The following is a 23,589-nucleotide window of genomic DNA, read 5'->3' as shown; positions in this document are numbered from 1 at the left end:
GCGGCCAACAAACTGCGAAAGCCGCGGGCCGTGGCGGCCAGCGGCCAAATGGACTCAACCGATGCCGTTATTGGTTTTCAGCACGCGGCCTATTTCCTGGATCACTTTCTTGGGGTCAGCGGCGTCGGGATAAAACAGCACCTGGTTGCCCAGCGGGTCCACGAGGTAGTAGCCGCCGTCGTCAACGCCGGCCTGCGCGGACTGCACGATGTGAGTGGCGTCCACCTCCTCATGCGCGGCCTCCTCTTGCCAGCCCAGCCGGGTCAGACGGCCGGCGGCCTCGCCCTGAGCCCGCTGAATCTGGCGCATCGCGAAAAAGCGCTGCTGGCAGCGCGTCTGGCAGCCGGGCTCTATCCTGGCCGCCAGCACCCACTTGCCTCGCGGCCACCCCTGTGCGCCGATCAAGGCGAACGGGCGCGTCGGCAGCAGTTGACCGTAGCTCTTGCCGCCCTGCGGCGGCATCAGCCGGTAAGCGGCCCATGAGGCGAGCACCGGCGCCAGGCAGATGGCCGCCATTAACAGCAGCTTGAACCGGCCGCGGCGGCGGGACGGCTCGGCGGGCGACGCCTGCTGGGACAGCTCATCGACGCGGCTCATGGGAACGTCTCCTCAACGTATGCAAGGACAGCAGCAAGAGCAGGCCCAACAGCAGCCATTGCGCCGCATAGGCGTAATGGCGCTCCGGCATGAATTCCGGCAGGACCGGCCAATGCCGCAACGGATCCGGCGAATGCTCCAGCACCACCACGCCTTGATGCCAATGGCCGGGATAACGCTGACGCAACGCGGCCATGTCGATGGCGTCGACGCGGCCCTCAACGCCGGCCACCGCGCCTGGCAGCACAAAGTGGCGCGGCAAGGGCATCCAGTGACCGCGCAAGGTCAAGGCTTGCGAATCGATATCGGGCAGCGGCACGCCGTCGGCCAGCCAGCCCAAGTCCACCAAGGCCATCGCGCCGTCCTCCAGCCGCCACGGCTGTAGCATGCGTCGGCCCTTGACCTCGCCCAGATAGCTGTTTTCCAGTTGCAAAACCGGCCCGGCGGGATGAGCGCCCGGCAAGGCCACCCGGCTGAACTCCGGCTGAGGGCTGGCCTCCCGGTAAATCAGGCTGACCGGCGGCACTCCGATGGCGCTGGTCAACGAGCGCAACAGTTCGGTCTTTTCCTGCGCGCGCTGCCATTGCCAGGCGGCCAGGAAGAAAGGCAACACCGCCATGGCCAATAAACACAGCCAAACCAGCCGTTTGCCGCTAGACTTCAAAGCTGAAGATCGACGTCGACCGGGGGATTCCGCAATGAAACTTGTCATCCTGTTCTTGCTCGCCTGCATCGTGCTTGCCCTGTTCTGGGGCCTGACCGGCCTGCTGAAATCCGATCAAGGCTCTCAACGTCTGGTTCGCTCCCTCACTTTACGCATCGGCCTGTCCATCGGCCTGTTTCTGCTGCTGCTACTGGGCGCGCTGTTCGGCTGGTGGCGCCCACATCAAGCTTAGCCGAGCCACCCGCCCACGTCCCCACCCCGCCCCTGACCTTTGGTCTGGCCGCGCCGCTCACAGCCAGTAGACGAAGACGAACAGCAACAACCACACCACGTCGACGAAGTGCCAGTACCAGGCCGCCGCTTCAAAGGCAAAGTGGTGCTGGCCATCGAAATGTCCGCGCATCACCCTCAGCCACACCACCGCCAGAATAATAGTGCCCAACAGAACGTGCATGCCGTGAAAACCGGTCAGCATGAAGAAAGTCATGCCGTAAGCGCCGGAGGCCAGGCTCAGGTTCAACTCGCTCATCGCGTGGCCGTATTCATACATCTGCAAACACAGGAACAGGGTTCCCAGCAACACGGTCAGCAGCAGGCCCAGCTTCAATTGCGCGCGCCGGCCTTGCAGCAGCGCCCAATGCGCCCAGGTCACCATCGCGCCGGAGCTGAGCAGGATCAAGGTATTCAGCGCCGGCAGCCCCCAAGCGCTCATCGCTTGATAGGGCTTGGTGATGCCCGGCCCCGTGAGCAAGGGCCAGGACGCTTCGAAATCCGGGTACAAGATCTTGTAGTCCATCTCGCCCAAGGTGGGCACCGACACCACCCGCACCCAGTACAAGGCGCCGAAGAAGGCGCCGAAGAACATCACCTCGGAGAAGATGAACCAACCCATGCCCCAGCGGAAGGACATATCCTCCTTGCCCTGGTAATCGCCGTGCCGGCTTTCTCGAATCACGTCGCCAAACCAGCCGAACAACATATAAATCAGGATCAGCGCGCCCACGCCCAGCGACAGCTTGCCCAAGGGCTGGCCGTTGACGGCAAAGGCCGCGCCCAGTCCCAAGCAGAACAGCGCCACCGCGCCCACCGCCGGCCAGCGCGATGGCTGCGGCACGAAGTAATGCGTCTGTTCCCGTTCGTTCGCTGTCGTCATTGCATGCTCCCTGCAACCTGATTAGGACGTGGCCAGCCGCACCACCAATAGCAACACTCCAATAAACGTGGCCGCCAGAAACAGCGCGGTCAGTATCAACTGCAACGGCGACAGCTTGCTGTCCTCGCGCGCGTCCGCTTTGCGGCGCACGCCGAAAAAGGCGGACAACACCGCCTGCACTCCTTGCCATGCTCTCATGAGCCCGCTCCCGTATTGCCCGGCACGTCAAACACGGTATAGGCCAGCGTGATGCTGTCTATTGAGGCCGGCAAACGCTTGTCGACAACGAACACCACTGGAAAGCGTCTGGTTTCGCCCGGCGCGAAAGCCTGCTGACGGAAACAGAAGCACTCCAGCTTCTTGACGTACTCGCCGGCGGCGGCGGGCAGATAACGCGGAATCGCCTGCCCCACCACCCGCTGGCCGCTGGCGTTGGTGATTTCGTACTCCACCTGCACAAACTGGCCGGGCTTCACCTTGAGCCGGGTTTGCAGCGGCCGCACCTGCCACGGCAGGCCGGCCTGGACCGTGGCGTCGAAAGTCATCTCCACCTCGTGGGCCGACGCGCCGCCGCTCGCCGCATCATCCAGGCTGTCCGCCTTGACCACATCGTTAAGACCCGTGACTTCGCACACGACCTTGTACAGCGGGATCAACCCCCAGGCGAAAACGAACATCAGCAAGGCCACCACCGCCAGCTTCTTCATCAGTTGGCGATTGCTGCGTCCCTGCTTGGCGGCGGCTTCCATGGCATCGTTCTCAGTGATGCTTGCCGCCGGTGCTGGACACCACCACGCCGTTCTCGATCACTTCCAGCTGCGGCGCCTCGGCGAAACTGTGGTAGGGAGCCGGAGTCGGAATCGCCCACTCCAGCGTGTTGGCGCCTTCCCACGGATGCTGAGGCGCGGGCTTGCCGTGGCGCAGCGAGCGCAAAATGTTGAACAGGAAGATCAATTGGCCGAAGCCGAACATGAAAGCGCCGATGCTGGCCAGCTGGTTGAATTCGGTGAATTGCAGCGCGTAGTCGGGAATCCGCCGCGGCATGCCGGCGAGGCCGAGGAAATGCATGGGAAAGAAGGTGACGTTGAACCACAGCAAGGACCACCAGAAGTGCAGCTTGCCCAGACCCTCGTGGTACATCTTGCCCGTCATCTTGGGGAACCAGTAATAGATGGCGGAGAACAGGCTGAACAACGCCCCGGCCACCAGCACGTAATGGAAATGAGCGACCACGTAGTAGCTGGCGTGCAGTTGGATATCCACCGCCGCCACGCTGAGGGTGACGCCGGACAAACCGCCGATGGTGAACAGCAGAATGAAGCCGATGGCGAACAGCATGGGCGTTTCGAAGCTCATGCTTCCCTCCCACATGGTGGCCACCCAGTTGAAGACTTTGACCCCGGTGGGCACGGCGATCAGCATGGTCGCGTACATGAAGAACAGTTGGGCGGTGGCCGGCATGCCGGTGGCGAACATATGGTGCGCCCATACCATGAAGGACAGGACGCCGATGCTGGAGGTGGCGTAGACCATGGAGGCGTAGCCAAACAAGGGCTTGCGGGCGAAAGTGGGGATCACCTGGCTGACGATGCCGAAAGCCGGCAACGCCATGATGTAGACCTCGGGGTGGCCGAAGAACCAGAACACGTGCTGATAGAGAATGGGGTCGCCGCCGCCGGCGGCGTTGAAGAAATGAGTGCCGAAGTGGCGATCGGTCAACACCATGGTGACCACGCCCGCCAGCACCGGCATTACCGCGATGATCAGGTAGGCGGTGATCAGCGAAGCCCAGGCGAACATAGGCATCCTCATCATGGTCATGCCCGGCGCGCGCAGGTTGAGAATGGTCACGATGATGTTGATCGAGCCCATGATGGAGCTGACGCCCATGATGTGGATGGCGAAAATGGTCATATCCATGCCCATGCCCATCTGGGTGGACAAGGGCGCGTACAGCGTCCAGCCGGCCGCCGCCGCCCCGCCGGGTACAATAAACGAGAGCAAAAGCAGCAGCGCCGCCGGCGGCAGCAGCCAGAAGCTCCAGTTGTTCATCCGGGCGAAGGCCATGTCCGGCGCCCCTATCATCAGCGGCAGCATCCAGTTGGCCAGGCCGGTGAAGGCCGGCATGATGGCGCCGAACACCATGATCAGGCCGTGCAAGGTTGTGAACTGATTGAACAGCTCAGGCTGGAAAAACTGCAGACCGGGCTGAAACAGCTCTGCGCGGATGCACAGCGCCATCACTCCGCCGGACAGAAACATGATGAAGGAGAACCACAGATACATCGAGCCGATGTCCTTGTGGTTGGTGGCGGCCAGCCAGCGCATGATCCCACTCGGGCGCTCATGATGCCCCGGCGCGTGCCCGGCATGGCCGGCGTCATCGACAATTGCCATATCGCTCTCCTTGCATGGGTTCGCCGCCGGTCCCGGGCTCAGCCGGTGGCGCCGCGGGCCGCCTTGATCTCTTTGGGCTGCACCAATTCGCCGGTGTGATTGCCCCAGGCGTTGCGCTCATAGGTGATCACCGCGGCTATGTCGGTATCGGACAGCTGCTTGCCCCAGGCTTGCATCGCCGGGTTTTTCTGGCTGCCGAACAAGACGATGTGGATGTGCGCCGGCTTGTCGGCGGTGGCTATCCTGGAACCGTCCAGCGCCGGGAAAGCGCCAGGCAAGCCCTTGCCGTTGGCCTGGTGACAGGCGACGCAGTTTTGGGCATAGACTTTTTCGCCGCGGGCTTTCAGATCGGCCAGCGTCCACACTTTGTTGGGATCGTCCGCCGCCGCCGCCATCTGCTTTTTCTTGGCTTCAAGCCACTTGGCGTAGTCATCCGGCGTCTTGGCCTCCACCACGATGGGCATGTAGCCGTGGTCCTTGCCGCACAACTCGGAACATTGGCCGCGATACGTGCCGGGTTTGTCTATGCGGAACCAGCTATCGCGCAGAAAACCGGGGATCGCATCCTGCTTGACGCCCAATTGCGGCACCCACCAGGAGTGGATCACGTCGTTGGCGGTCAATAGCAGCCGCACTTTCTTTCCGGTAGGCACCACCAGCGGCTCGTCCACTTCCAGCAGGTAGTTGACGGGTTTGGCCGCCGTGTTGGCGATGGCCTCGCGCGGCGTGGACAAATGGCTCATGAAGCCAAAATTATCGTCCAGGTAGTCGTAGCGCCACTTCCATTGGTAGCCGGTGACCTTGACCGTCATGTCCTCGCCGCGCGTGCTTTTCTGCGATAGCACCGCCTTGGTCGCCGGCCAGGCCATGCCAATCAGGATCAGCAGCGGGATCACCGTCCAGATGATTTCCACCGTGGTGTTTTCATGGAAGTGCTTGGCCTGGTGGCCGGCGGCTTTGCGATGGCGAACGATGGCGTACATCATCACCAGGAACACCAGCGCGAAAATAACGCAGGTAATCACCAGCAGCATGGTGTGCAGATCATATTGCTGGCGGGCAATGGGAGTGACGGGGGCTTGCAGATTCAACTCGGCCGCTGACGCGCAGGATATCGGCAGCCAACAGCAAAGGATGCGCATACAGGACATGGAGCCCCCCTAGAAATCCTCAACTGACATGAAGTGGTGCTGACTGGTCCGGTCTATTTTCATGACCGGTTAATGGCATGCTAGAAAAAAAGGTCAAGGAAAACAAGAAAATGTCTTGCGGCAACGCAATAAAATATTACGTATGCAACCCCCGATCCGCCCCGCTCCGAGCGCGGCGGCTCAGTTGGATTCGCCCGCCAGATAGGGCACTTCCAGCAATAACGGCGCCGGCATGTGCCTTTGCAGGGTTTCCAGGTTCTGCTCGTAAGCCTGTTGTTGCGGCACCACTCGATTGGCCACCCAGCCGGCTAGCGGCAGGCCGGCGTCCAGTACCGCGCGCGCGGTCAGCAGGGCGTGGTTGATGCAGCCCAGCCGCATCCCCACCACCAGAATCACCGGCAATTGAAGGGCTTTGGCCATATCGGCCATGAACAGTCGGTCCGACAGCGGGGCCAGCCAGCCGCCCGCCGCCTCCACCACCACCACGTCGGCGCAGGCGGCCAATTGCTGGTAATGGTCGACGATCACGTCCAGCCGGATCTCGACGCCGGCCTCGCTCGCGGCGATATGCGGCGACACCGGCGGCAAGAATCGATAAGGATTCATCAGATCCAGATCAGACTGCCCGGTGGCCGTGGTCAGCCTCGCCACATCATCGTTCCACCAGCTGCCGTCGGCCAGCAGTTCGCAGCCGGAGGCCACCGGCTTCATCGCCAGCACGCGCTTGCCTTCGGCCTGCCATTGACGGATCAATTGCACGGCGACATGGGTCTTGCCGATTTCGGTGTCGGTGCCGGTGATGAAGTAGGCTGCGGACATGGACGCTTTCCGTAGTGGATAGTAGAGAGTTGGCAGTCTAGCGCCGGCCCGTCCACTCGTAAAACGCAAAAAACCCCGGCTCTGCCGCGCAACGACGCCGACCTCATGGGTCGGCAGTCCGCCGCGCGGCCTTGTGAGCCGGGGCCAAATGGGGCGGCCTTGTGGGCCTTATGGACTTCACACTCGATAAAGTGAACTCCCTGGGCCGGGCGGTCTAGCGCTGACTGCGCGCCGACAAGGACGGGATGGAAAACCTTGTCGACGACGTGTCGCGCTGACCGCCTCGGCCGGAAAACCTCATACCAGCGCTTGCGCGTTCAGCTTTTGCTCCTGGTTCATCAATTTGTTCAATGCGGACAGGTAGGCCTTGGCCGAAGACACGATAATGTCGGTGTCCGCGCCCTGGCCGCTGACGATGCGGCCGTCGCGCGCCAGGCGTACCGTCACCTCGCCCTGGGATTCAGTGCCCTTGGTGATGGCGTTCACCGAGTACAGCTCCAACTCCGCGCCGCTGGCGGCCACGCTTTCAATCGCCTTGAAGGCGGCATCCACCGGGCCGGAACCGCTGGACTGGGCGCGACGCTCTTCGCCGTGGGCCAGAAACACGATGGAGGCCACCGGCGCTTCGCCGGTTTCGGTGGCGATTTTCAAGGACACCAGCTTGTAATCCTCTTCGCGGCCGGTGCTGAATTCATCCGACACCAGCGCGTGCAGGTCTTCGTCGAAAATCTCGCGCTTGCGGTCCGCCAGCTCTTTAAAACGCGCGAAGGCGGCGTTCAGCGCTTCCTCGCTGTCCAGCACAATGCCCAGTTCGATCAACTTGGTCTTGAAGGCGTTGCGGCCGGACAACTTGCCCAGAGTCAGGCGGTTGGTGCTCCAGCCCACCGATTCGGCGGACATGATCTCGTAAGTTTCGCGATGTTTGAGCACGCCGTCCTGATGGATGCCGGACTCGTGGGCGAAGGCGTTAGCGCCGACAATGGCCTTGTTGGGCTGTACAGGGTAGCCGGTCACCGTGGACACCAGCTTGGATGCCGGCACGATCTGGGTGGCGTCGATGCCGGTTTCCAGCGCGAAGATATCCTTGCGTGTGCGCACCGCCATCACCACCTCTTCCAGGCTGGCATTGCCGGCGCGCTCGCCCAGGCCGTTGATGGTGCACTCAACCTGACGCGCGCCACCCAGCACCGCGGCCAGGCTATTGGCCACCGCCATGCCCAGATCGTTATGGCAATGGGTGGACCAGATCACCGTGTCGCCGCCCGGCGTTTTAGCGATCAGTTCGCGGAAGAAGGCTTCGGTGATGAAGGGCACCGCATAGCCGACGGTGTCCGGCACGTTCAACGTGGTGGCGCCGGCCTTGATCACTTCGCCGAAGATGCGCGCCAGGAAATTGATGTCCGAGCGCAGCGCGTCTTCGGCGGAAAATTCCACGTCGTCGGTGTATTCGCGGGCGATCTTCACCGCCGCCACCGCCGCCGCCACCACTTCGTCCGGACTCATGCGCAGCTTCTTCTCCATATGGATGGGGCTGGTGGCGATGAAGGTGTGGATGCGGCCGCGCGCCGCCGGCTTGATCGCTTCGCCCGCGGCGCGGACGTCGCGCTCGTTGGCGCGGGCCAGGCTACAGACGGTGGAATCCTTGATCACTTCCGCGATGGCGTGGATGGCGTCGGCGTCGCCTGGGCTGGCGGCGGCGAAACCCGCTTCGATGATATCCACGCCCAGACGTTCCAGCTGGCGGGCAATCCGGATCTTTTCTTCCTTGGTCATCGATGCGCCCGGCGATTGCTCGCCGTCGCGCAAGGTGGTGTCGAATATATACAGACGATTGCCCATCTGGCTGTTTCTCCCTGGTCCCTGCATTGCAATTTCCGCGCCTGTCCCGACGCCGATCAGATAATCGTTGAAATCGAAGCGTTTACCCTGGCTGGCCGCCATCACCGCCAGCTTGTTGAGCTGGGCCAATGGCAGGCTGCCGCGTTCTCTCCATTTGTATATCGCCGCCCGAGTCACCGGCTCATCGGCGAACAAGCGATTCAGATCTTCGGCCAGCTGTCCCGGCCCGCCGAAATCCGCAATCAAGCGTTCAATGTCCAATTGCATCATGTGCTCCCGCAGCAAATTTTGATTCAGCCTACCGGCAACCAAGACATAAAGTCAAATCTGCATGTTGAAATCTGTGATTAAAACGTCACACGCCATGTCCAAGCGCCATAAATCGGACATTATGTCCATTTTCATTTGAAAACTGATTATTGTTTAAGCGATGCACAGGCGATCAGACACCGATAGATCGGTTATAATCTTGGGTTTAGTCTGATTGATCGAGGACAAACCAGTGTCCGAACGACTGTTCGTGCTGTTGCAACATCTGATGCCCAAGCTGGCCATGACCCGGTTCGCGGGCTGCATCGCCAACTGGGAAGGCGGCAGCCTGACGCAATGGATCATCCGTCGCTTCATTGCCCGCTATAAAGTGGATATGAGCGAAGCCGCCGCCAGCGACCCCGCGGCCTACGCCAGTTTCAACGCCTTCTTCACTCGCGCCTTGCGCGCCGACGCCCGCCCGCTGGCGAGCGAACGGCTGGTCTGCCCGGTGGACGGCGCGATCAGCCAGTTCGGCCGCGTAGAACAGGGACAGATCTTCCAGGCCAAGGGCCGCAGCTACTCGGCCCAAGCGCTACTGGCCGGCGACGCCGAGTGGGCGCGCCGTTTCGACGACGGCCATTTCGCCACCATCTACCTGAGCCCGCGCGACTACCATCGCATCCATATGCCTTGCGCCGGCCGCCTGTTGCGGATGAGCTATGTGCCGGGCGAGCTGTATTCGGTCAACCCGGCCACCGCCCGCGGCGTGGACCGCTTGTTCGCTCGCAATGAGCGCGTGGTCTGCCTGTTCGAGGGACAAGACGGCCAGCCCTTCGCCCTGGTGCTGGTGGGCGCCACCATCGTCGGCAGCATGGCCACCGTCTGGCACGGCGTGATCAACCCTCCGCGGCCGGGACAAATCCGCCACTGGGATTACAGCGATCAAGACATCCGCCTGGCCAAGGGGGAGGAGATGGGTCGCTTCCTGCTGGGTTCCACCGTGGTCTTGCTGTTCCCTCAAGGCCCGCTGAGCTTCAACTCCGCCTGGCAAGCCGCCGGCGCGGTGCGCATGGGCGAGGCAATGGCGGACTGAACCGAGCTCGCCCTCCCATAAAAAACGCGGCTCGACGCCGTAATGCCGTTCATTTAAGGATTTCCGGGCGACTTTTCTGGCCTTGTGAACACAGGAATCCACAAAAAAAAGCACCGTTTTCCATGCATGGAGACGGTGCTTTTCTCTTAAGTGAACGGCATTAGCTCGACGCCGCGTTTTATTTTTGTCCGCCCAAACCCTTTCCTACGTAAAAATAACTATCGCGTAGGAATCATCGATTGCCTATCCAAAAATGAAAAGATGCCCTCGGCATTCAGCGCCGAACCGGCATTCATCCTACGGAGAAGGCAACGATGCATATCACCGATGTTTTGCGCAAAACCATCCACAATCCGGCAACCTGGAGCAAGCAAGAGCTTTACGACAACCTGCAGGCCGCAGTGGATGTGGAGCTGTGGACCATTCCGCTCTACCTGACCACCCTGTATTCGATTCAGGGCTTGAACTCCGGCAATCAGCAGGCTTATCCCACCACCGCCAAACTGATTGAAAGCGTGGTAATCCAGGAAATGCTGCACTTGGAACTGATTTCCAATCTGTGCAATGCGCTGGGCTATTCGCCCCAATACCCCTTCCCCACCTATGAAGCGGCTGAGGGCATCCCCTTCCTCAAACCCGATGTGCCGCCGAAATACGCGGGCTACCAAGTCAAACTAGGGCCGCTGGACATCAACCAGCTGAAGCTGTTCTGTGTGATCGAGCTACCAGAGCCCCCCGGCAAACCGGACTGGAACAAACAAACACGATACAACTCGATAGGCGAGCTGTATCAGGCGCTGGAAATTGCCGTACCCTTGCAGTGGAAAGACCTCTATGTCGGTGCCGCCGCCAATACCAAACAGCAGGCCAATTTCACAGACTACACGCAGAAAAACCAACAAGGCCACGGCTTCAGCCAGACCATCAACACCCTGGACCAAGCACTGGCGGCGATGCAGGCCATCGTCAAGCAAGGTGAAGGCAACCGCTCCACCGAGGAAATCCCTCCATGCGATCAAGCGCCGGCGGAGAGTCCAACAGCTTACGATCCCAGCGACTTCGACCCGTCGCAAAGCCACTTTTTGAAATTCAACCTGATCCTCGACCTGCTGCGCCTGGGGTCCAACCCCTGGATTCCCGCTACCTATCCGCTGATTCCCCACCCCGACAAACAGCAGCTGGCTGAGCAGGCAATGGCCCAGCGCCAGCTTCAGGACGGCTTTCGCGCCTTCATGTCCGAGTTGCAAACCGGCTTCAACACCGCACAAGCCAATCAGCAGATGCCGGGCAGCTTCTACAGCAGCATGTTCAACTTGCAGAGCCTGATCACCGCCGTTTGGCAAGCCGGCGCAACGCCGGCGTTTCCCAGCCACTGAGCCGGATGTGGAGACAGCATGAGAAAAGCCGGGCGCGACGCCCGGCTTTTCCATGCCGCCAGATCAAACCGACAGATCAGTTCTTGGACTGGTCCACCAGCTTGTTCTTGGCGATCCACGGCATCATCGCGCGCAGTTCGGCGCCGACTTTCTCGATCGGGTGATCGGCGGTCAAACGGCGACGCGCGGTCATGCTCGGATAGTTGGTCTTCCCTTCCAGGATGAACATCTTGGCGTATTCGCCGGACTGGATGCGGTACAGCGCCTTCTTCATCGCGTCCTTGGTGGCGGAAGTCACCACTTCCGGGCCGGTCACATACTCGCCGTACTCCGCATTATTGGAGATCGAGTAGTTCATATTGGCGATGCCGCCCTCGTACATCAGGTCGACAATCAGCTTCAGCTCGTGCAAGCACTCGAAGTAGGCCATTTCCGGCGCGTAGCCGGCTTCCACCAGCGTTTCGAAACCGGCCTTGACCAGTTCCACCGCGCCACCACACAGCACGGCCTGCTCGCCAAACAGGTCGGTCTCGGTTTCCTCGCGGAAATTGGTCTCGATCACGCCGCCCTTGGTGCCGCCGTTGGCCGCCGCATAGGACAACGCCACGTCGCGGGCCTTGCCGGATTTGTCCTGATAAACCGCGATCAGGGTCGGCACGCCGCCGCCCTTCAGGTATTCGGAGCGCACGGTGTGGCCCGGGCCTTTCGGCGCCACCATGATCACGTCGACGTCAGCCGGCGGCACGATCTGGTTGTAATGGATATTGAAACCGTGAGCGAAGGCCAGCGCCGCGCCCTTCTTCAGGTTGGGCGCGATGTCCTTGCTGTAGACGTCCGGCTGCGACTCGTCCGGCAGCAGAATCATCACCACGTCGGCTTTCTTCACCGCCTCGGCCACTTCCTTGACCTTGTGGCCGGCCGCTTCCGCCTTCTTCCAGGAAGCGCCGTCCTTGCGCAGGCCCACCACGACGTCCACGCCGGAGTCTTTCAGGTTCTGCGCATGGGCGTGGCCCTGGGAACCGTAGCCGATGATGGCGACTTTCTTGCCCTTGATGATGGAGAGGTCAGCGTCTTTGTCGTAGAAAACTTTCATTTGCAATCCTTGATATCGTTTGTTTGGGCGGTCCGGCCTCCGGCCGGCGCCCGCCTGCTTCAGATTTTCAGAACCCGCTCACCCCGACCAATGCCGGATGCGCCGGTACGGACCGTTTCCAGGATCACTGTGCGGTCCACCGCCTCGATGAAGGCGCCGAGCTTTTCGCTCGTACCGGTCAGCTCGATGGTGTAAGTCTTTTCCGTCACGTCGATGATGCGTCCGCGGAAGATGTCGGCCATGCGCTTCATCTCCTCGCGGTCCTTGCCAGTGGCGCGGACCTTGATCAGCATCAGCTCGCGCTCGATGTGTTCGGATTCATTGAGGTCTATCACCTTGACCACCTCGATCAGCTTGTTGAGCTGCTTGGTGATCTGCTCGATGACTTCGTCGGAACCGTGAGTGACGATAGTCATGCGCGACAGCGTCGGGTCCTCGGTCGTGGACACTGTCAGCGAATCAATGTTGTAGGCACGGGCCGAAAACAGGCCCACCACGCGGGACAATGCGCCCGCTTCGTTTTCCAGAAGAATGGATAGGATATGTCGCATACCGGCTGGCCTCAACACATATTGCCGTAGTCACGGTTGTTCTCGAAAGGCACGCTCTGCACCTCGCTCATGTGCGCGGGCAGGTCCATCTGGTCCAGACCCTTGCCGTTCTGCACCATCGGGAACACGTTCTCGGACTGGTCGGTACGGAAATCCAGGAATACCAGGCGCTCCTTCAGCTTCTGGCTGAACGCCTCCTTCAATACCGGCTCCACGTCGGCGGGGTCTTCCACCTTGAAGCCGATATGACCGTAAGCCTCGGCGATTTTGACGAAGTCCGGCAGCGCGTCCATATAGGATTCGGAATAGCGCGTGCCGTAGAAGAACTGCTGCCACTGGCGCACCATGCCCAGGTAGCGGTTATTCAAGGCCACTACCTTCACCGGGGTATGGTATTGCTTGCAGGTGGACAGTTCCTGAATATTCATCTGGATCGAGCCTTCGCCGGTGATGCAGGCGACGGTGGCGTCCGGATTGGCCAGTTGCGCGCCCATCGCGGCCGGCAGGCCGAAGCCCATGGTGCCTAGGCCGCCGGAGTTCAGCCACTGCTTGGGATTGTCGAACTTGTAGTACTGCGCCGCCCACATCTGGTGCTGGCCCACATCGGAAGTGACGATAGCCTTGCCGCCGGTGATTTCGTACAGCTTCTCCACCACGAACTGCGGCTTGATCAGCTCGCTGGACGGTGTGTACAGCAAACTGTTGTGGCTGCGCCATTCTCCGATTTGCTTCCACCAGCCGGCCAGGGCTTGAGCGTCCGGCTTCTGGCCGGATTGCTTAAGGAGGTCCAGCATGTCTTTCAGCACATGCTTGACGTCGCCGACGATGGGGATGTCCGCCTTCACCCGCTTGGAGATGGAGGACGGATCCACGTCGATGTGGATGATCTTCTTGGGCTGGCTGAGGAAATGCGACGGCACGCTGATCACGCGGTCGTCAAAACGCGCGCCTATGGCCACCAACACGTCGCAGTACTGCATCGCCATATTGGCTTCATAGGTGCCGTGCATGCCCAGCATGCCGAGGAACTGCGGATCTGACCCCGGATAGGCGCCCAGGCCCATCAGGGTGTTGGTACACGGCAGACCCAGCGATTTGACCAGTTCGGTGACTTCGCCGGCGGCATTGCCCTGCACCGCGCCGCCGCCCACGTAAACAAAGGGGCGTTTGGCTTCCAACAGCAGGTTCACCGCTTTCTTGATCTGCCCCGGGTGGCCGCGAGTAGCCGGCACATAGGAACGGATATGCACGCTTTCCGGGTATTGGAAATCCGTGCGGTGCTGAGTGATGTCCTTGGGGATGTCCACCACCACCGGGCCGGGACGGCCGCTCTTGGCGATGTAGAACGCCTTCTTGATGGTGGCGGCGATCTCGTTCACATCCTTGACCAGGAAGTTGTGCTTCACGCACGGGCGGGTAATGCCCACCATGTCCACTTCCTGAAATGCGTCCAGGCCGATGGCCGGGGACGGCACCTGGCCGGACAGCACCACCATGGGGATGGAGTCCATATAGGCGGTGGCAATGCCGGTCACGGCATTGGTCGCGCCGGGGCCGGAAGTGACCAGGGCCACGCCCACCTTGTCGCTGGAACGGGAGTAGGCGTCGGCGGCATGCACCGCCGCCTGCTCATGCCTCACCAGCACATGTTTGAATTTGTCCTGCCGGAAAATGGCATCGTAAATTTCCAGCACCGCGCCGCCGGGGTAGCCGAAAACAAACTCGACACCTTCTTCCTGCAGGCAGCGGACAACCGCTTCCGCGCCCGATATCTGCATATCGCCTCTTTGTCTTTGCGTTAGTTTCATCCCGTATCGGACGACCTTATCGTATTGCTTTGAAACCGGTCAAGTGCTTTTGTGCAGGTGCAATATGCCCCTAAGCCTCGGTAAATTCAGGAAAAAAATCAGGCTTGGCCGAATCGGCGGCGCTCTGCTACCATCTTCTGTTGGCATCTACTCAAACTCTCATCCGATGGCTAGCCGCGAGGAAATGGCCGACTTTCTGGAGTCGGCGGAGAAACGCGCTTTCAAGCAGGCGTGGTATGCGGTCCAGAATGAAGACAGCGCATTGGATATCGTGCAGGACTCGATGATGAAACTGGCGGATCGCTATCCGCACGCCCCGGCGGCGGAACTGCCGCTGATCTTCCAGCGCATCCTGCAAAACACCATCCGCGACTTCTACCGCCGTAGCAAGGCTCGCCGTTTCGTCAGCACGCTGCTGTCCTCGTTGATCCCCACCCGGGAGGAAGACGATAGCCTCGATCCGCTTGAAACGCTGGACGTCGCCGCGGACGAGGCGCACAGCAATCCCGAACAATGGTGCGCGCGCAAGGAAACCGCCGTGCTGATCGAGTCCTCGCTGCAACTGTTGCCGGCCCGTCAACGCGAGGCGTTTCTGCTGCGTTATTGGGAAGGTCTGGATGTTGCCGCCACCGCGCGCGTGATGGGCTGCTCGGAAGGCAGCGTGAAAACCCATTGCTCGCGCGCCAATCACACGCTGGCGGCCATCCTCGCGCAAAAGGGAGTGACGCTATGAAACCTTCCAATCCCCTGCCCGGCCATGTATCGCGCGTGCTGGACCACGCCAGCGCCGATCTCGACCCCGCGCTGGAACGCAGGCTGCGCCAGGCGCGCCAGCGCGCGCTGGTCCGCTTCGAGGCCAGTTCCCCAGGAGCCGTTACGCAACGCGAGCGGCTGGGCCTATGGGGGCAGCGTCACGTGCTGGCGCTCCGCCGCGGCGGCTTGGCTTTGGGCTTCGCGCTGTTGACCGGCGCCGGCATGATGCTGGCGGAAGATTTGCAGCTGGAAGAAGAAGCGGTGGACGCCGCGGTGCTGGCGCAGGATCTGCCGTTCGAAGCCCTGCTGGAGCCCCACTTCAGCCGAGGCTTGCATGAATAGCGGCCGCCGCCTCTTGCTCGCCCTGTGCCTAAGCGGACTGCTGGCGCCGGCGACCAAGGCCAGCCCGCCTGCCAACCCCCGCTGGGCGCAATTGAGCGCGGAACAGCAGCAGGTTCTGGCGCCGCTGGCCACGGAGTGGGACCGCTACGCTCCGTATAAAAAACAAAACCTGCTGGCCATCGTGCCGCAATTCCAACAGTTGCCGGAGGCGCAGCGCCAACGCGTGCAGCAAAAGCTGAAAGCCTGGTCCGAACTGAGCCAGCAGCAGCGGGACGAGATCCGCGCCAACTGGAAGACGTTGCAACAGATGCCGCCCGAACAACGCCGGCAGGCCATCCAGCGCCTGCGGCAACAACATGAAGCCCAAGATGCCTCCCGCTGACGCCACCGCCCTGACCCCGCCCACACTGAAACGCAGCCTGGCCAGCTTGTTCTATGAATTGCTCCTGGTCGCCGCGCTCTTGCTCACCGTCACCGCGGTGCTGACGCCGCTGCAGATGCTGATAGGCCAAGGCACGCTGTTCAAAACTCTGCTCAAAACGGTCCTGGTCCTTGCCCTGTTTGCTTATTTCGGCTACTGCTGGGTGCGCGGCGGTCAAACCGTGGCAATGAAAACCTGGCGCATCAAACTGGTCAACGCTCATGGCGGCGGCATCGTCTGGAAACAGGCGGCGGCGCGCTACGTGATCGGCCTGGTCTTGTTCGTCGGCATGCCGGCGGTATCCTATCTCGGCTGGGCCAAGGCCTACGGCCACCAGCCGCAGGCTCTGTGGCTGGCGCTGAGCTGGTGCCTGATTCCCTTCCTGGCGAAGTTCTACGACCGCGACAAGCTATTCCTGCACGACAGGCTGGCGGGCACCCGCCAGGTCGTGCTGCCCAAGCCGCCCCACCCGGGCAAGAAACGGCGCGGAGAACCCACGCCGGGCTGATCCCTAAATCCCGGCGGGCCGGGACAGCAAAGGCTCTGTCTTGGCAAACTCCGCCAAAACATCCAGCAAGACGCGCACCCGCGCCGGAGGATAGCGCCGTTGCGGCCACACCGCGTAAACCGGTTTAGCCGGCATTTCCCAGCCGGCCAAAACCTGCCGCAAACCGCCTTCCGCCAGCTGGCGATGACACAGGCTATGAGGGCAGACGGCAATGCCCATTCCAGCCTCCGCCAAGCGACGCGGTAGCAGCATATCGTTGACCCGCAGCCGCGGCGGCGGCAACTCCCAGGCCGCGCCGTCGTCCCGCCGCTGCAAATGCCAGCGCTCAAACGGCTCAGCCACCAGCAAAGCGTGACGCGCCAGATCCTCCGGCGTCCGCGGTTCGCCTTGTGTCGCCAGATAGGCGGGCGCGGCCACCAGCAGGGTGCGCACCCAACCTAGTCTCCGCTGGTTCAAACTGGAGTCCGGCTGCTCCCCCACCCTCAAAGCCATATCCGCCATGCCGCTGAGCAAATCGTCGATAGCGTTGTTCAGATGCAGTTCCAGGCGCAAGTCCGGGTAATCCTTCAGCATCCGCCGCCATACCGGCACCAGGACATCGTTGCCCAGGCTCAGCGGCGACAGCACCCGCAGCACACCCTTAACCTGATGCAGCGAGTCCGCCAGCGACGCGGCGGCCTGGCTCAGGGATTGCAGTAAGGGCCGGCATTGTTCGTAGTACTGCCCGCCTTCCGCCGTCAGCTCCATCCTCCGCGCGCTGCGGTGCAATAGACGACAGCCCAGCTCACGCTCCAGCGCCTGCAAGCGACGCGACAGGGTGGCGGTGGGCACGCCCAGCCGCCGAGCGGCGGCATTCAAGCTCCCGGCATCGACAATGCTCACGAATAACTGCAGATCATCCAGCATGATTTCATTTTTGGAATTTGAGTTCGATATTTTAAGTCTATTTACATAAATGATTCTTGCCTAGACTGGCCTTGCAGCTCTCCGCTGCGATGATCTCTCTCTTGAAAGGAATTGCCATGTCTCTGCGCCTGCCCTACACCCAACTGTCTCCCGCCGCCTACCAGGGGCTGGCCAGCGTCAAGTCCAGTCTGCAACACAGCAGCCTGGGCCTGCCTTTGATTGAGCTGGTTTATCTGCGTGTGTCCCAGATCAACGGCTGCGCCTTTTGCCTGAAAATGCATGCGTCGGCCCTGCGCGCCAGGGGGGAAAGCGATGAGCGCATCGACTCCCTGGCCGGCTGGCGCGTCAGCGAGCTGTACAGCGCCCGCGAGCGCGCGGCGCTGGAATGGGCGGAATCGTTGACCGACATCGCCACCACTCAGGCTCCGGACCAGCATTACCTGCCCTTGCAGGAACACTTCAGTCCGGAGCAAGTGGCGGATCTGAGCTTCGCCATCGCCCTGATGAACGCCTTCAACCGGCTGGCGGTCAGCATGCGTCAGTAAGCGCGATTCCCGCTGGTGCGAGTGATGACTGAGGACTATTCTTTCACATGAAGATAAACTAACTTCAAGCCGTGCTAATCTCTGCGCCCGGTAGTCATCCAGTTGTCACCCACACATCAGGAACCGTCAGTGATGCAACAAGCACCAGACCAGATTGACCGTATCGTCGCCCTGTGGCGCGAGGTTCGCCCGGACTTGGACCCGTCCTCCACCGAAGTGGTCGGCCGCATTGTGCGGATGGAGTACTTCGTCACCCGCCGCGTGCTGCACGATTTGGCGCGCCACAATCTGAATGTCGGCGAGTTCGACGTGCTCGCCGCGCTGCGCCGCGGCGGCGAACCGTTCCAGCTGTCCCCCAACCAACTGCAGGGCATGGTGCTGATCTCCTCCGGCGCGCTGACCAACCGCATCAACCGGCTGGAAGAAGCCGGCTTGGTGACCCGTTCGCCGGATCCGGCCGACCGCCGCGGCGTGATCGTGACGCTAACGCCCAAGGGCTTCGAGGTGATCGAGGACGCCGTCGGCAATCATCTGTCGGCCGAGGCCGAACTGATCGAGATGCTGGATGCGGAAGAACGCGCCACGCTGGCGCGCTTGTTGAAGAAAATGCTGCAGACCCAGGAGGATTGAGATGCACGCGCCCTCCTGTAGCTTGCCGCGCTGAGCGGACAAAAAAAACCGGCCTGGATTCCAGAGCCGGTTTTTTACAACCGCGCTTCAGCGCACCAGTGGCGGTGCCGCGCCCGCTGCCGCCGTTTTCACCGGCAGCGGCGCCACCCAATGCCAGCGGCCTTTCCAGGCCCCCATCACCAGGTTGGGATATTCAGCCCGGCCCAGACTGCCGTTGTAACGGCCCAGCGCGCGAAACAGATTGCCGCGCTCGATATCCAGGTAGTAACGCAGAATGGTGCAGCCGTAGCGCAGATTGGTGGTGAGATCGAACAAGTTGTGCTGCGCGTTTCCTATGCTGCGCACCCAGAACGGCATCACCTGCATCAGCCCGCGCGCGCCGGCGCCGGAGATCGCGTACTTGTTGAAGCCGCTTTCCACCTGGATCAGGCCCAGCACCAGTTGCGGGTCCAGGCCGGCCCGGGTGGCCTCGTAATGGATGGCGGTGAGCAGGCGCTCCCGCGTCCATTTATCCGGAATCCGCTTGGCCAGCCGGCTGGACATTTCACCCAGCCAGGCGTCGGCTTCGCGCTGGTCGTCAAACACCAGCCGCGGCGCGTTGGCGTCGGACACCGAACGGCGCATGGTGGAAGCGACGTTGGCGGCCAATGCCTCTTCCTTCTGCGCGCCGGCCCACGCCGGCATCGCTGCCAGCGCGGCCAACAATACGACGATGCCGGATCGGATCATAAGACGGTCACAGCCCCAGTTTGGCTAGCACTTGTTCCAGCATAGCATCCGCGGCCAGGGCGCTGGCCTCCGTGTCGCGACGGTGCTGGTACTCGACCTTGCCTTCCTTCAGGCCGCGGTCGCCAATGGTGACGCGATGCGGCGCGCCGATCAGCTCCCAATCGGCGAACATCGCGCCCGGACGTTCGCCGCGGTCGTCCAGAATCACGTCCACGCCCTTGGCCAGCAGGCCTTGGTACAAAGCGTCGGCGGCGGCCTTCACCTCGGCGGAGCGGTCATAGCCCACCGGGCAGATCACCACGGTGAACGGCGCGATGGCGTCCGGCCAGATCATGCCCTTGTCGTCGAAGTTCTGCTCGATGGCCGCGCCCAGGATGCGGGTGACGCCGATGCCGTAGCAGCCCATTTCGAACGGCTTGGGTTTGCCGTCCTCGTCCAGGAAGGTGGCGTTCATCGCTTCCGAATACTTGGTGCCCAAATAGAAGACATGGCCCACTTCGATGCCGCGCTGGATCGCCAGCTCGCCCTTGCCGTCCGGCGAGGCGTCGCCGGCCACCACATTGCGGATATCCATCACTTCCGGCTCCGCGCAATCGCGGCCGAAGTTGACGCCGGTATAGTGCTGGTCGTCCTCGTTGGCGCCGGTAATCATGTCGGCCATCTTGGCGACGGTGCGGTCGGCTATGACGCGGCCCTTGAAGCCCACCGGACCCAGCGAACCCGGATTGGCGCCGAAGGCGGCCTTGATCGCGCCGGGGGCGGCGAAGGTCAGCGGCGCCTTGATGCCGGCGATTTTCTCGGCCTTGACCTCGTTTAGCTCATGATCGCCGCGCACCAGCAGCAGCACAGGCTGATCGTCGTCGCCGTCCACCACTACCGCTTTGACGGTTTGCTTGATGTCGACCTTCAGGAAGTCCACCAAGTCGGCGATGGTCTTGACCTTGGGCGTATGCACCTTGGTCATGGCCGCGCCGGCGGCCGCGCGCTCGCCGGCCGGCGCCACGGCTTCGGCCAGTTCGATGTTGGCGGCGTAGTCGGAGTCCGGACAATAGACGATGGCGTCCTCGCCGGTGTCGGCGATCACCTGGAATTCATGCGAACGGTCGCCGCCGATCGCGCCGGTGTCGGCGGCAACGGCGCGGTAGCTCAGGCCCAAGCGGTCGAAGATGCGGCAGTAAGCGGCATACATATTGTCGTAGCTGACGCCGGCGGCTTCCGCGCTGCGATCGAAGGAGTAAGCGTCCTTCATGGTGAACTCGCGGCCGCGCATCACGCCGAAGCGCGGGCGGCGCTCGTCGCGAAACTTGGTTTGGATCTGGAAGAAATTCTTGGGCAGCGCGCGGTAGCTGCGCAGCTCGTTGCGGGCGATGTCGGTGATCAGCTCCTCCGCGGTGGGCTGCAAGGCGAAGTCGCGCTCGTGACGGTCCTTGAAGCGCAGCAGCTCCTCGCCCATTTTGTCCCAGCGGCCGGTTTCCTGCCACAAGCCGGCCGGCTGCACCACCGGCAGGCTGACTTCAATCGCGCCCGCGCGGTTCATCTCTTCGCGCACGATGTTTTCCACCTTGCGCACGCTGCGCAGGCCCATCGGCATCCAGGAGTAAATGCCGGCGGCCACTTTGCGGATGAAGCCGGCGCGCATCATCAGCTTCTGGCTGGCGATGTCCGCGTCGGCGGGGGCTTCCTTCAGGGTGGAAATGAAAAACTGCGATGCGCGCATGATGCGTCCTTGGTAATACGGTGTAATGAGGGCTTGATTGTAGCGTTTGCCGCGCCTCGCGGCCAAGCCTTGCGCCGGCATCGCCGTTTTGCGCTATAAAGATGCGTGCCCCGCCACCCGTCGGCTACTCCAGATGCGGCCGCCGCGCAAGCGGACAGCCCGGATTCTGTCGTTTTACGAGAACACATCTCGGCTCTTGCGCGGCCTTTGCTTGGCTTACCCTGACCTCTGGAGTAATCTGCGCGCTCAAGAACCATCGATATTGCTGTGCAGCAATATACGGTGACGAACAATTCCATTGGATGCATATGCAGGATCACAACAAACAGGCCATGGCAGGCCTGACCCTGGCCGCCTTGGGCGTGGTATACGGCGACATCGGCACCAGCCCGCTGTATACCCTGCGCGAATGCTTCACCGGCCAGGGCATCCCCACCACGCCTGAAAACATCTTCGGCATTTTGTCGCTGATCTTCTGGTCGCTGATTTTCGTGGTTTCCATCAAATACGTGGCTTTCGTGCTTCGCGCCGACAACCGCGGCGAAGGCGGCATCATGGCGCTGATGGCGCTGGCCCGCCATTACACCACCCACGCCGCGCGTTGGAAGATCGTTCTGCTGGGCTTGTTCGGCGCGGCGCTGTTCTACGGCGACGCCATCATCACCCCGGCGGTGTCGGTCTTGTCCGCGGCGGAAGGCATGGAGCTGATTTCGCCGGCGATGGAAAGCTATGTGCTGCCGATGGCCATCGGCGTGCTGACCGGTCTCTTCCTGCTTCAGCGCTTCGGCACCGCCAGCGTCGGCCTGCTGTTCGGCCCCATCATGCTGATCTGGTTTTCCGTTCTGGGCCTGCTGGGCCTGCATCAGATCGTGCAAGCTCCGCAGGTGCTGCAGGCGCTCAATCCCTATCACGCGCTGCACTTCATCGGCCACAACGGCTGGGGCTCCTTCCTGACCCTGGGCTCGGTGGTGCTGGCGCTGACCGGCGCCGAGGCGCTATACGCCGACATGGGCCATTTCGGCAGCTCGCCGATCCGCCGCGCCTGGTTCAGCCTGGTGCTGCCTGGCCTGGCGCTGAATTATTTCGGCCAGGGCGCGCTGCTGATGCAAAACCCGGCCGCCATCAAAAACCCCTTCTTCCTGCTGGCGCCGGACTGGGCGCTGCTGCCCTTGATCGTCATGGCGACGCTGGCCACGGTGATCGCGTCGCAAGCGGTGATTTCCGGCGCCTACTCGCTGACCCGCCAAGCCATCCAGCTGGGCTACTGCCCGCGGCTGGAGGTGCAACACACCTCGGAAAAAGAGATCGGCCAGATATACATGCCCTTCATCAACTGGGCTTTGCTGATCGCGGTGATGGTGGTGGTACTGACCTTCAAGACCTCGTCCAGCCTGGCCGCCGCCTACGGCATCGCCGTCACCGGCACCATGCTGATCACCACTTGCCTGTTCTTCGTGGTGGCCAGGGTCAACTGGCGCTGGCCCCTGCCGCTGGCGCTGGGCGTTACCCTGATGTTCGCCACCATAGATCTGGGCTTCTTTAGCGCCAACATCCACAAAGTGGCCGACGGCGGCTGGTTGCCGCTGGTGCTGGGCATGGTGATCTTCACGCTGATGAGCACCTGGAAGCAGGGCCGCGAGCTGCTGTTCACCCGCCTGCGCGACCAGGCGCTGCCGCTGGACAGCTTCATCGAAAACCTGGAAGCCTACCCGCCGACGCGGGTGCAGGGCACCGCGGTGTTCCTGACCAGCACCCTGCACGGCGTGCCGCACGCGCTGCTGCACAACCTCAAGCACAACAAGGTGCTGCATGAGCGAGTGGTGTTGATGACGGTGCGCACCGAGGACGTGCCCTATGTAGCGGCGGAGGAACGGCTGGAAATCGTGCAGATGTCGACCTCGTTCTGGCGCGTGGTGGCTCGCTACGGCTTCAAGGAAGATCCGAACGTACTGCAGGTGCTGGAAGATTGCACTGCCCAGGGTCTGGCTTTCGAGCTGATGGACACCTCCTTCTTCCTGTCGCGCGAGACCATCGTGTCCACCGAGCGTCCGGGCATGTCGCGCCTGCGCGAAAAGCTGTTTGTGTGGATGAGCAAGAACGCGATGCGCGCCACCGACTTCTTCCAGGTGCCCACCAACCGGGTGGTGGAGTTGGGCGCGCAAGTCGAGCTCTAGCTCGCCAGACTTTGAACAGACGCGAAGCCTCCTCGCCTCGCTCTCAAGCCGGACCGGCCTTGCCCGTCCGG

Annotated in this window: 25 protein-coding genes; 10 read left to right on the top strand and 15 right to left on the bottom strand. The window is 62.0% G+C overall.

The features are described 5' to 3' along the window. Positions 1–54: 54 nt before the first annotated feature. Positions 55–597 (bottom strand): hypothetical protein, encoded by a 543-nt coding sequence (locus BR71_RS10885; protein WP_043636852.1) that lies wholly within the window; start codon positions 595–597, stop codon positions 55–57. Next, a complete protein-coding gene (locus BR71_RS10880) occupies positions 581–1,261 on the bottom strand; it encodes an SURF1 family protein (protein WP_052370490.1) in 681 nt (226 codons plus the stop codon). The genes BR71_RS10885 and BR71_RS10880 overlap by 17 nt, the downstream gene beginning before the upstream one ends. Before the next feature lie 34 nt (positions 1,262–1,295). Here BR71_RS10880 and BR71_RS10875 point away from each other — a divergent pair, with 34 nt between their 5' ends. Then, positions 1,296–1,493, top strand: coding sequence for a DUF2909 family protein (locus BR71_RS10875; protein ID WP_019102806.1), 198 nt, complete (start codon positions 1,296–1,298; stop codon positions 1,491–1,493). A gap of 57 nt (positions 1,494–1,550) precedes the next feature. Here BR71_RS10875 and BR71_RS10870 read toward each other — a convergent pair whose 3' ends face one another. The 7 genes from BR71_RS10870 to BR71_RS10845 form a co-directional block, all read right to left on the bottom strand. Beyond that, complete coding sequence (locus BR71_RS10870) at positions 1,551–2,414, bottom strand: cytochrome c oxidase subunit 3 (RefSeq protein ID WP_043636849.1); 864 nt, start codon at positions 2,412–2,414, stop codon at positions 1,551–1,553. 21 nt (positions 2,415–2,435) lie between these two features. After that, on the bottom strand, positions 2,436–2,612 hold the full coding sequence (locus BR71_RS23530; RefSeq protein ID WP_081554436.1) for a DUF2970 domain-containing protein: 177 nt from the start codon (positions 2,610–2,612) through the stop codon (positions 2,436–2,438). Then, positions 2,609–3,163, bottom strand: coding sequence for a cytochrome c oxidase assembly protein (locus BR71_RS10865; RefSeq protein ID WP_043636846.1), 555 nt, complete (start codon positions 3,161–3,163; stop codon positions 2,609–2,611). The genes BR71_RS23530 and BR71_RS10865 overlap by 4 nt, the downstream gene beginning before the upstream one ends. Positions 3,164–3,173: 10 nt before the next feature. Further along, positions 3,174–4,811, bottom strand: coding sequence for a cytochrome c oxidase subunit I (ctaD, locus tag BR71_RS10860; RefSeq protein ID WP_043636843.1), 1,638 nt, complete (start codon positions 4,809–4,811; stop codon positions 3,174–3,176). A 38-nt stretch (positions 4,812–4,849) separates the two neighbouring features. Further along, a complete protein-coding gene (coxB, locus tag BR71_RS10855; RefSeq protein WP_231138272.1) occupies positions 4,850–5,902 on the bottom strand; it encodes a cytochrome c oxidase subunit II in 1,053 nt (350 codons plus the stop codon). A gap of 240 nt (positions 5,903–6,142) precedes the next feature. Next, complete coding sequence (gene bioD / locus BR71_RS10850; protein WP_043589532.1) at positions 6,143–6,781, bottom strand: dethiobiotin synthase; 639 nt, start codon at positions 6,779–6,781, stop codon at positions 6,143–6,145. Between the two features lie 297 nt (positions 6,782–7,078). Beyond that, positions 7,079–8,887, bottom strand: a complete 1,809-nt coding sequence (locus BR71_RS10845; protein ID WP_043636919.1) for a 2-isopropylmalate synthase — start codon at positions 8,885–8,887, stop codon at positions 7,079–7,081. A 235-nt stretch (positions 8,888–9,122) separates the two neighbouring features. On the opposite strand from BR71_RS10845, the gene asd reads away from it, so the two are divergent. Together asd and BR71_RS22945 are read left to right on the top strand one after the other, a co-directional pair. Beyond that, complete coding sequence (gene asd, locus BR71_RS10840) at positions 9,123–9,965, top strand: archaetidylserine decarboxylase (protein WP_043636836.1); 843 nt, start codon at positions 9,123–9,125, stop codon at positions 9,963–9,965. Between the two features lie 314 nt (positions 9,966–10,279). Then, positions 10,280–11,341, top strand: a complete 1,062-nt coding sequence (locus BR71_RS22945; RefSeq protein WP_052370489.1) for a ferritin-like domain-containing protein — start codon at positions 10,280–10,282, stop codon at positions 11,339–11,341. A 76-nt stretch (positions 11,342–11,417) separates the two neighbouring features. On the opposite strand, the gene ilvC is transcribed toward BR71_RS22945, so the two are convergent. Genes ilvC through ilvB form a run of 3 tightly spaced genes read right to left on the bottom strand, consistent with a single transcriptional unit; the run spans position 11,418 to position 14,763 of the window. Next, on the bottom strand, positions 11,418–12,434 hold the full coding sequence (gene ilvC / locus BR71_RS10830; RefSeq protein WP_043589528.1) for a ketol-acid reductoisomerase: 1,017 nt from the start codon (positions 12,432–12,434) through the stop codon (positions 11,418–11,420). Between the two features lie 59 nt (positions 12,435–12,493). Beyond that, positions 12,494–12,985 carry an acetolactate synthase small subunit gene (gene ilvN, locus BR71_RS10825; RefSeq protein ID WP_019101853.1) on the bottom strand — a complete coding sequence of 164 codons (492 nt, stop codon included), beginning with the start codon at positions 12,983–12,985 and terminating at the stop codon, positions 12,494–12,496. An 11-nt stretch (positions 12,986–12,996) separates the two neighbouring features. Beyond that, positions 12,997–14,763, bottom strand: a complete 1,767-nt coding sequence (ilvB, locus tag BR71_RS10820; protein ID WP_043636832.1) for a biosynthetic-type acetolactate synthase large subunit — start codon at positions 14,761–14,763, stop codon at positions 12,997–12,999. A 196-nt stretch (positions 14,764–14,959) separates the two neighbouring features. On the opposite strand from ilvB, the gene BR71_RS10815 reads away from it, so the two are divergent. Genes BR71_RS10815 through BR71_RS10800 form a run of 4 tightly spaced genes read left to right on the top strand, consistent with a single transcriptional unit; the run spans position 14,960 to position 16,817 of the window. Further along, the gene (locus tag BR71_RS10815) at positions 14,960–15,526 is read left to right on the top strand and encodes an RNA polymerase sigma factor (RefSeq protein WP_019102164.1); all 567 of its coding nucleotides are present in this window, start codon (positions 14,960–14,962) and stop codon (positions 15,524–15,526) included. After that, positions 15,523–15,888 (top strand): DUF3619 family protein, encoded by a 366-nt coding sequence (locus BR71_RS10810; RefSeq protein ID WP_043636829.1) that lies wholly within the window; start codon positions 15,523–15,525, stop codon positions 15,886–15,888. The genes BR71_RS10815 and BR71_RS10810 overlap by 4 nt, the downstream gene beginning before the upstream one ends. After that, the gene (locus BR71_RS10805) at positions 15,881–16,270 is read left to right on the top strand and encodes a DUF3106 domain-containing protein (RefSeq protein WP_043636826.1); all 390 of its coding nucleotides are present in this window, start codon (positions 15,881–15,883) and stop codon (positions 16,268–16,270) included. The genes BR71_RS10810 and BR71_RS10805 overlap by 8 nt, the downstream gene beginning before the upstream one ends. Further along, positions 16,257–16,817 (top strand): RDD family protein, encoded by a 561-nt coding sequence (locus tag BR71_RS10800; RefSeq protein WP_052370488.1) that lies wholly within the window; start codon positions 16,257–16,259, stop codon positions 16,815–16,817. Before BR71_RS10805 ends, BR71_RS10800 begins: the two co-directional genes overlap by 14 nt. A 3-nt stretch (positions 16,818–16,820) precedes the next feature. Here BR71_RS10800 and BR71_RS10795 read toward each other — a convergent pair whose 3' ends face one another. Continuing rightward, the gene (locus tag BR71_RS10795; protein WP_043636823.1) at positions 16,821–17,723 is read right to left on the bottom strand and encodes a LysR family transcriptional regulator; all 903 of its coding nucleotides are present in this window, start codon (positions 17,721–17,723) and stop codon (positions 16,821–16,823) included. Between the two features lie 116 nt (positions 17,724–17,839). Between BR71_RS10795 and BR71_RS10790 the strand changes: the two genes are divergently transcribed. After that, positions 17,840–18,268, top strand: a complete 429-nt coding sequence (locus BR71_RS10790; protein WP_043636820.1) for a carboxymuconolactone decarboxylase family protein — start codon at positions 17,840–17,842, stop codon at positions 18,266–18,268. 132 nt (positions 18,269–18,400) lie between these two features. Then, positions 18,401–18,898: a MarR family winged helix-turn-helix transcriptional regulator gene (locus BR71_RS10785; protein WP_043589515.1), complete on the top strand. Its 498-nt coding sequence runs from the start codon at positions 18,401–18,403 to the stop codon at positions 18,896–18,898. 87 nt (positions 18,899–18,985) lie between these two features. Here the strand turns inward: BR71_RS10785 and BR71_RS10780 are convergent, their stop codons facing one another. Further along, complete coding sequence (locus BR71_RS10780; protein ID WP_043589513.1) at positions 18,986–19,627, bottom strand: lytic transglycosylase domain-containing protein; 642 nt, start codon at positions 19,625–19,627, stop codon at positions 18,986–18,988. A 7-nt stretch (positions 19,628–19,634) separates the two neighbouring features. Then, positions 19,635–21,344 (bottom strand): proline--tRNA ligase, encoded by a 1,710-nt coding sequence (locus BR71_RS10775; RefSeq protein ID WP_043589963.1) that lies wholly within the window; start codon positions 21,342–21,344, stop codon positions 19,635–19,637. A 308-nt stretch (positions 21,345–21,652) separates the two neighbouring features. On the opposite strand from BR71_RS10775, the gene kup reads away from it, so the two are divergent. Beyond that, the gene (gene kup / locus BR71_RS10770; protein ID WP_043636909.1) at positions 21,653–23,518 is read left to right on the top strand and encodes a low affinity potassium transporter Kup; all 1,866 of its coding nucleotides are present in this window, start codon (positions 21,653–21,655) and stop codon (positions 23,516–23,518) included. The last annotated feature ends 71 nt before the right edge of the window (positions 23,519–23,589 follow it).

Origin of the sequence: Chromobacterium haemolyticum DSM 19808 (assembly GCF_000711885.1) — a bacterium.
Taxonomy (GTDB): Bacteria; Pseudomonadota; Gammaproteobacteria; order Burkholderiales; family Chromobacteriaceae; genus Chromobacterium; species Chromobacterium haemolyticum.
The sequence above is the reverse complement of the archived record's forward strand: the minus strand, read 5'-3'. Positions and strand labels throughout refer to the sequence as shown.

Coding starts and splice junctions, on each gene's coding strand:
- BR71_RS10810 (WP_043636829.1), top strand. CDS start 15,523: ATGAAACCTTCCAATCCCCTGCCCGGCCATGTATCGCGCGTGCTGGAC.
- BR71_RS10805 (WP_043636826.1), top strand. CDS start 15,881: ATGAATAGCGGCCGCCGCCTCTTGCTCGCCCTGTGCCTAAGCGGACTG.
- BR71_RS10870 (WP_043636849.1), bottom strand. CDS start 2,414: ATGACGACAGCGAACGAACGGGAACAGACGCATTACTTCGTGCCGCAG.
- BR71_RS10800 (WP_052370488.1), top strand. CDS start 16,257: ATGCCTCCCGCTGACGCCACCGCCCTGACCCCGCCCACACTGAAACGC.
- ilvB (WP_043636832.1), bottom strand. CDS start 14,763: ATGCAGATATCGGGCGCGGAAGCGGTTGTCCGCTGCCTGCAGGAAGAA.
- BR71_RS10795 (WP_043636823.1), bottom strand. CDS start 17,723: ATGCTGGATGATCTGCAGTTATTCGTGAGCATTGTCGATGCCGGGAGC.
- BR71_RS10865 (WP_043636846.1), bottom strand. CDS start 3,163: ATGGAAGCCGCCGCCAAGCAGGGACGCAGCAATCGCCAACTGATGAAG.
- ilvN (WP_019101853.1), bottom strand. CDS start 12,985: ATGCGACATATCCTATCCATTCTTCTGGAAAACGAAGCGGGCGCATTG.
- BR71_RS10845 (WP_043636919.1), bottom strand. CDS start 8,887: ATGCAATTGGACATTGAACGCTTGATTGCGGATTTCGGCGGGCCGGGA.
- BR71_RS22945 (WP_052370489.1), top strand. CDS start 10,280: ATGCATATCACCGATGTTTTGCGCAAAACCATCCACAATCCGGCAACC.
- BR71_RS10790 (WP_043636820.1), top strand. CDS start 17,840: ATGTCTCTGCGCCTGCCCTACACCCAACTGTCTCCCGCCGCCTACCAG.
- BR71_RS10780 (WP_043589513.1), bottom strand. CDS start 19,627: ATGATCCGATCCGGCATCGTCGTATTGTTGGCCGCGCTGGCAGCGATG.
- ilvC (WP_043589528.1), bottom strand. CDS start 12,434: ATGAAAGTTTTCTACGACAAAGACGCTGACCTCTCCATCATCAAGGGC.
- BR71_RS10775 (WP_043589963.1), bottom strand. CDS start 21,344: ATGCGCGCATCGCAGTTTTTCATTTCCACCCTGAAGGAAGCCCCCGCC.
- BR71_RS10785 (WP_043589515.1), top strand. CDS start 18,401: ATGCAACAAGCACCAGACCAGATTGACCGTATCGTCGCCCTGTGGCGC.
- BR71_RS10875 (WP_019102806.1), top strand. CDS start 1,296: ATGAAACTTGTCATCCTGTTCTTGCTCGCCTGCATCGTGCTTGCCCTG.
- kup (WP_043636909.1), top strand. CDS start 21,653: ATGCAGGATCACAACAAACAGGCCATGGCAGGCCTGACCCTGGCCGCC.
- BR71_RS10885 (WP_043636852.1), bottom strand. CDS start 597: ATGAGCCGCGTCGATGAGCTGTCCCAGCAGGCGTCGCCCGCCGAGCCG.
- BR71_RS10815 (WP_019102164.1), top strand. CDS start 14,960: ATGGCTAGCCGCGAGGAAATGGCCGACTTTCTGGAGTCGGCGGAGAAA.
- ctaD (WP_043636843.1), bottom strand. CDS start 4,811: ATGGCAATTGTCGATGACGCCGGCCATGCCGGGCACGCGCCGGGGCAT.
- bioD (WP_043589532.1), bottom strand. CDS start 6,781: ATGTCCGCAGCCTACTTCATCACCGGCACCGACACCGAAATCGGCAAG.
- BR71_RS23530 (WP_081554436.1), bottom strand. CDS start 2,612: ATGAGAGCATGGCAAGGAGTGCAGGCGGTGTTGTCCGCCTTTTTCGGC.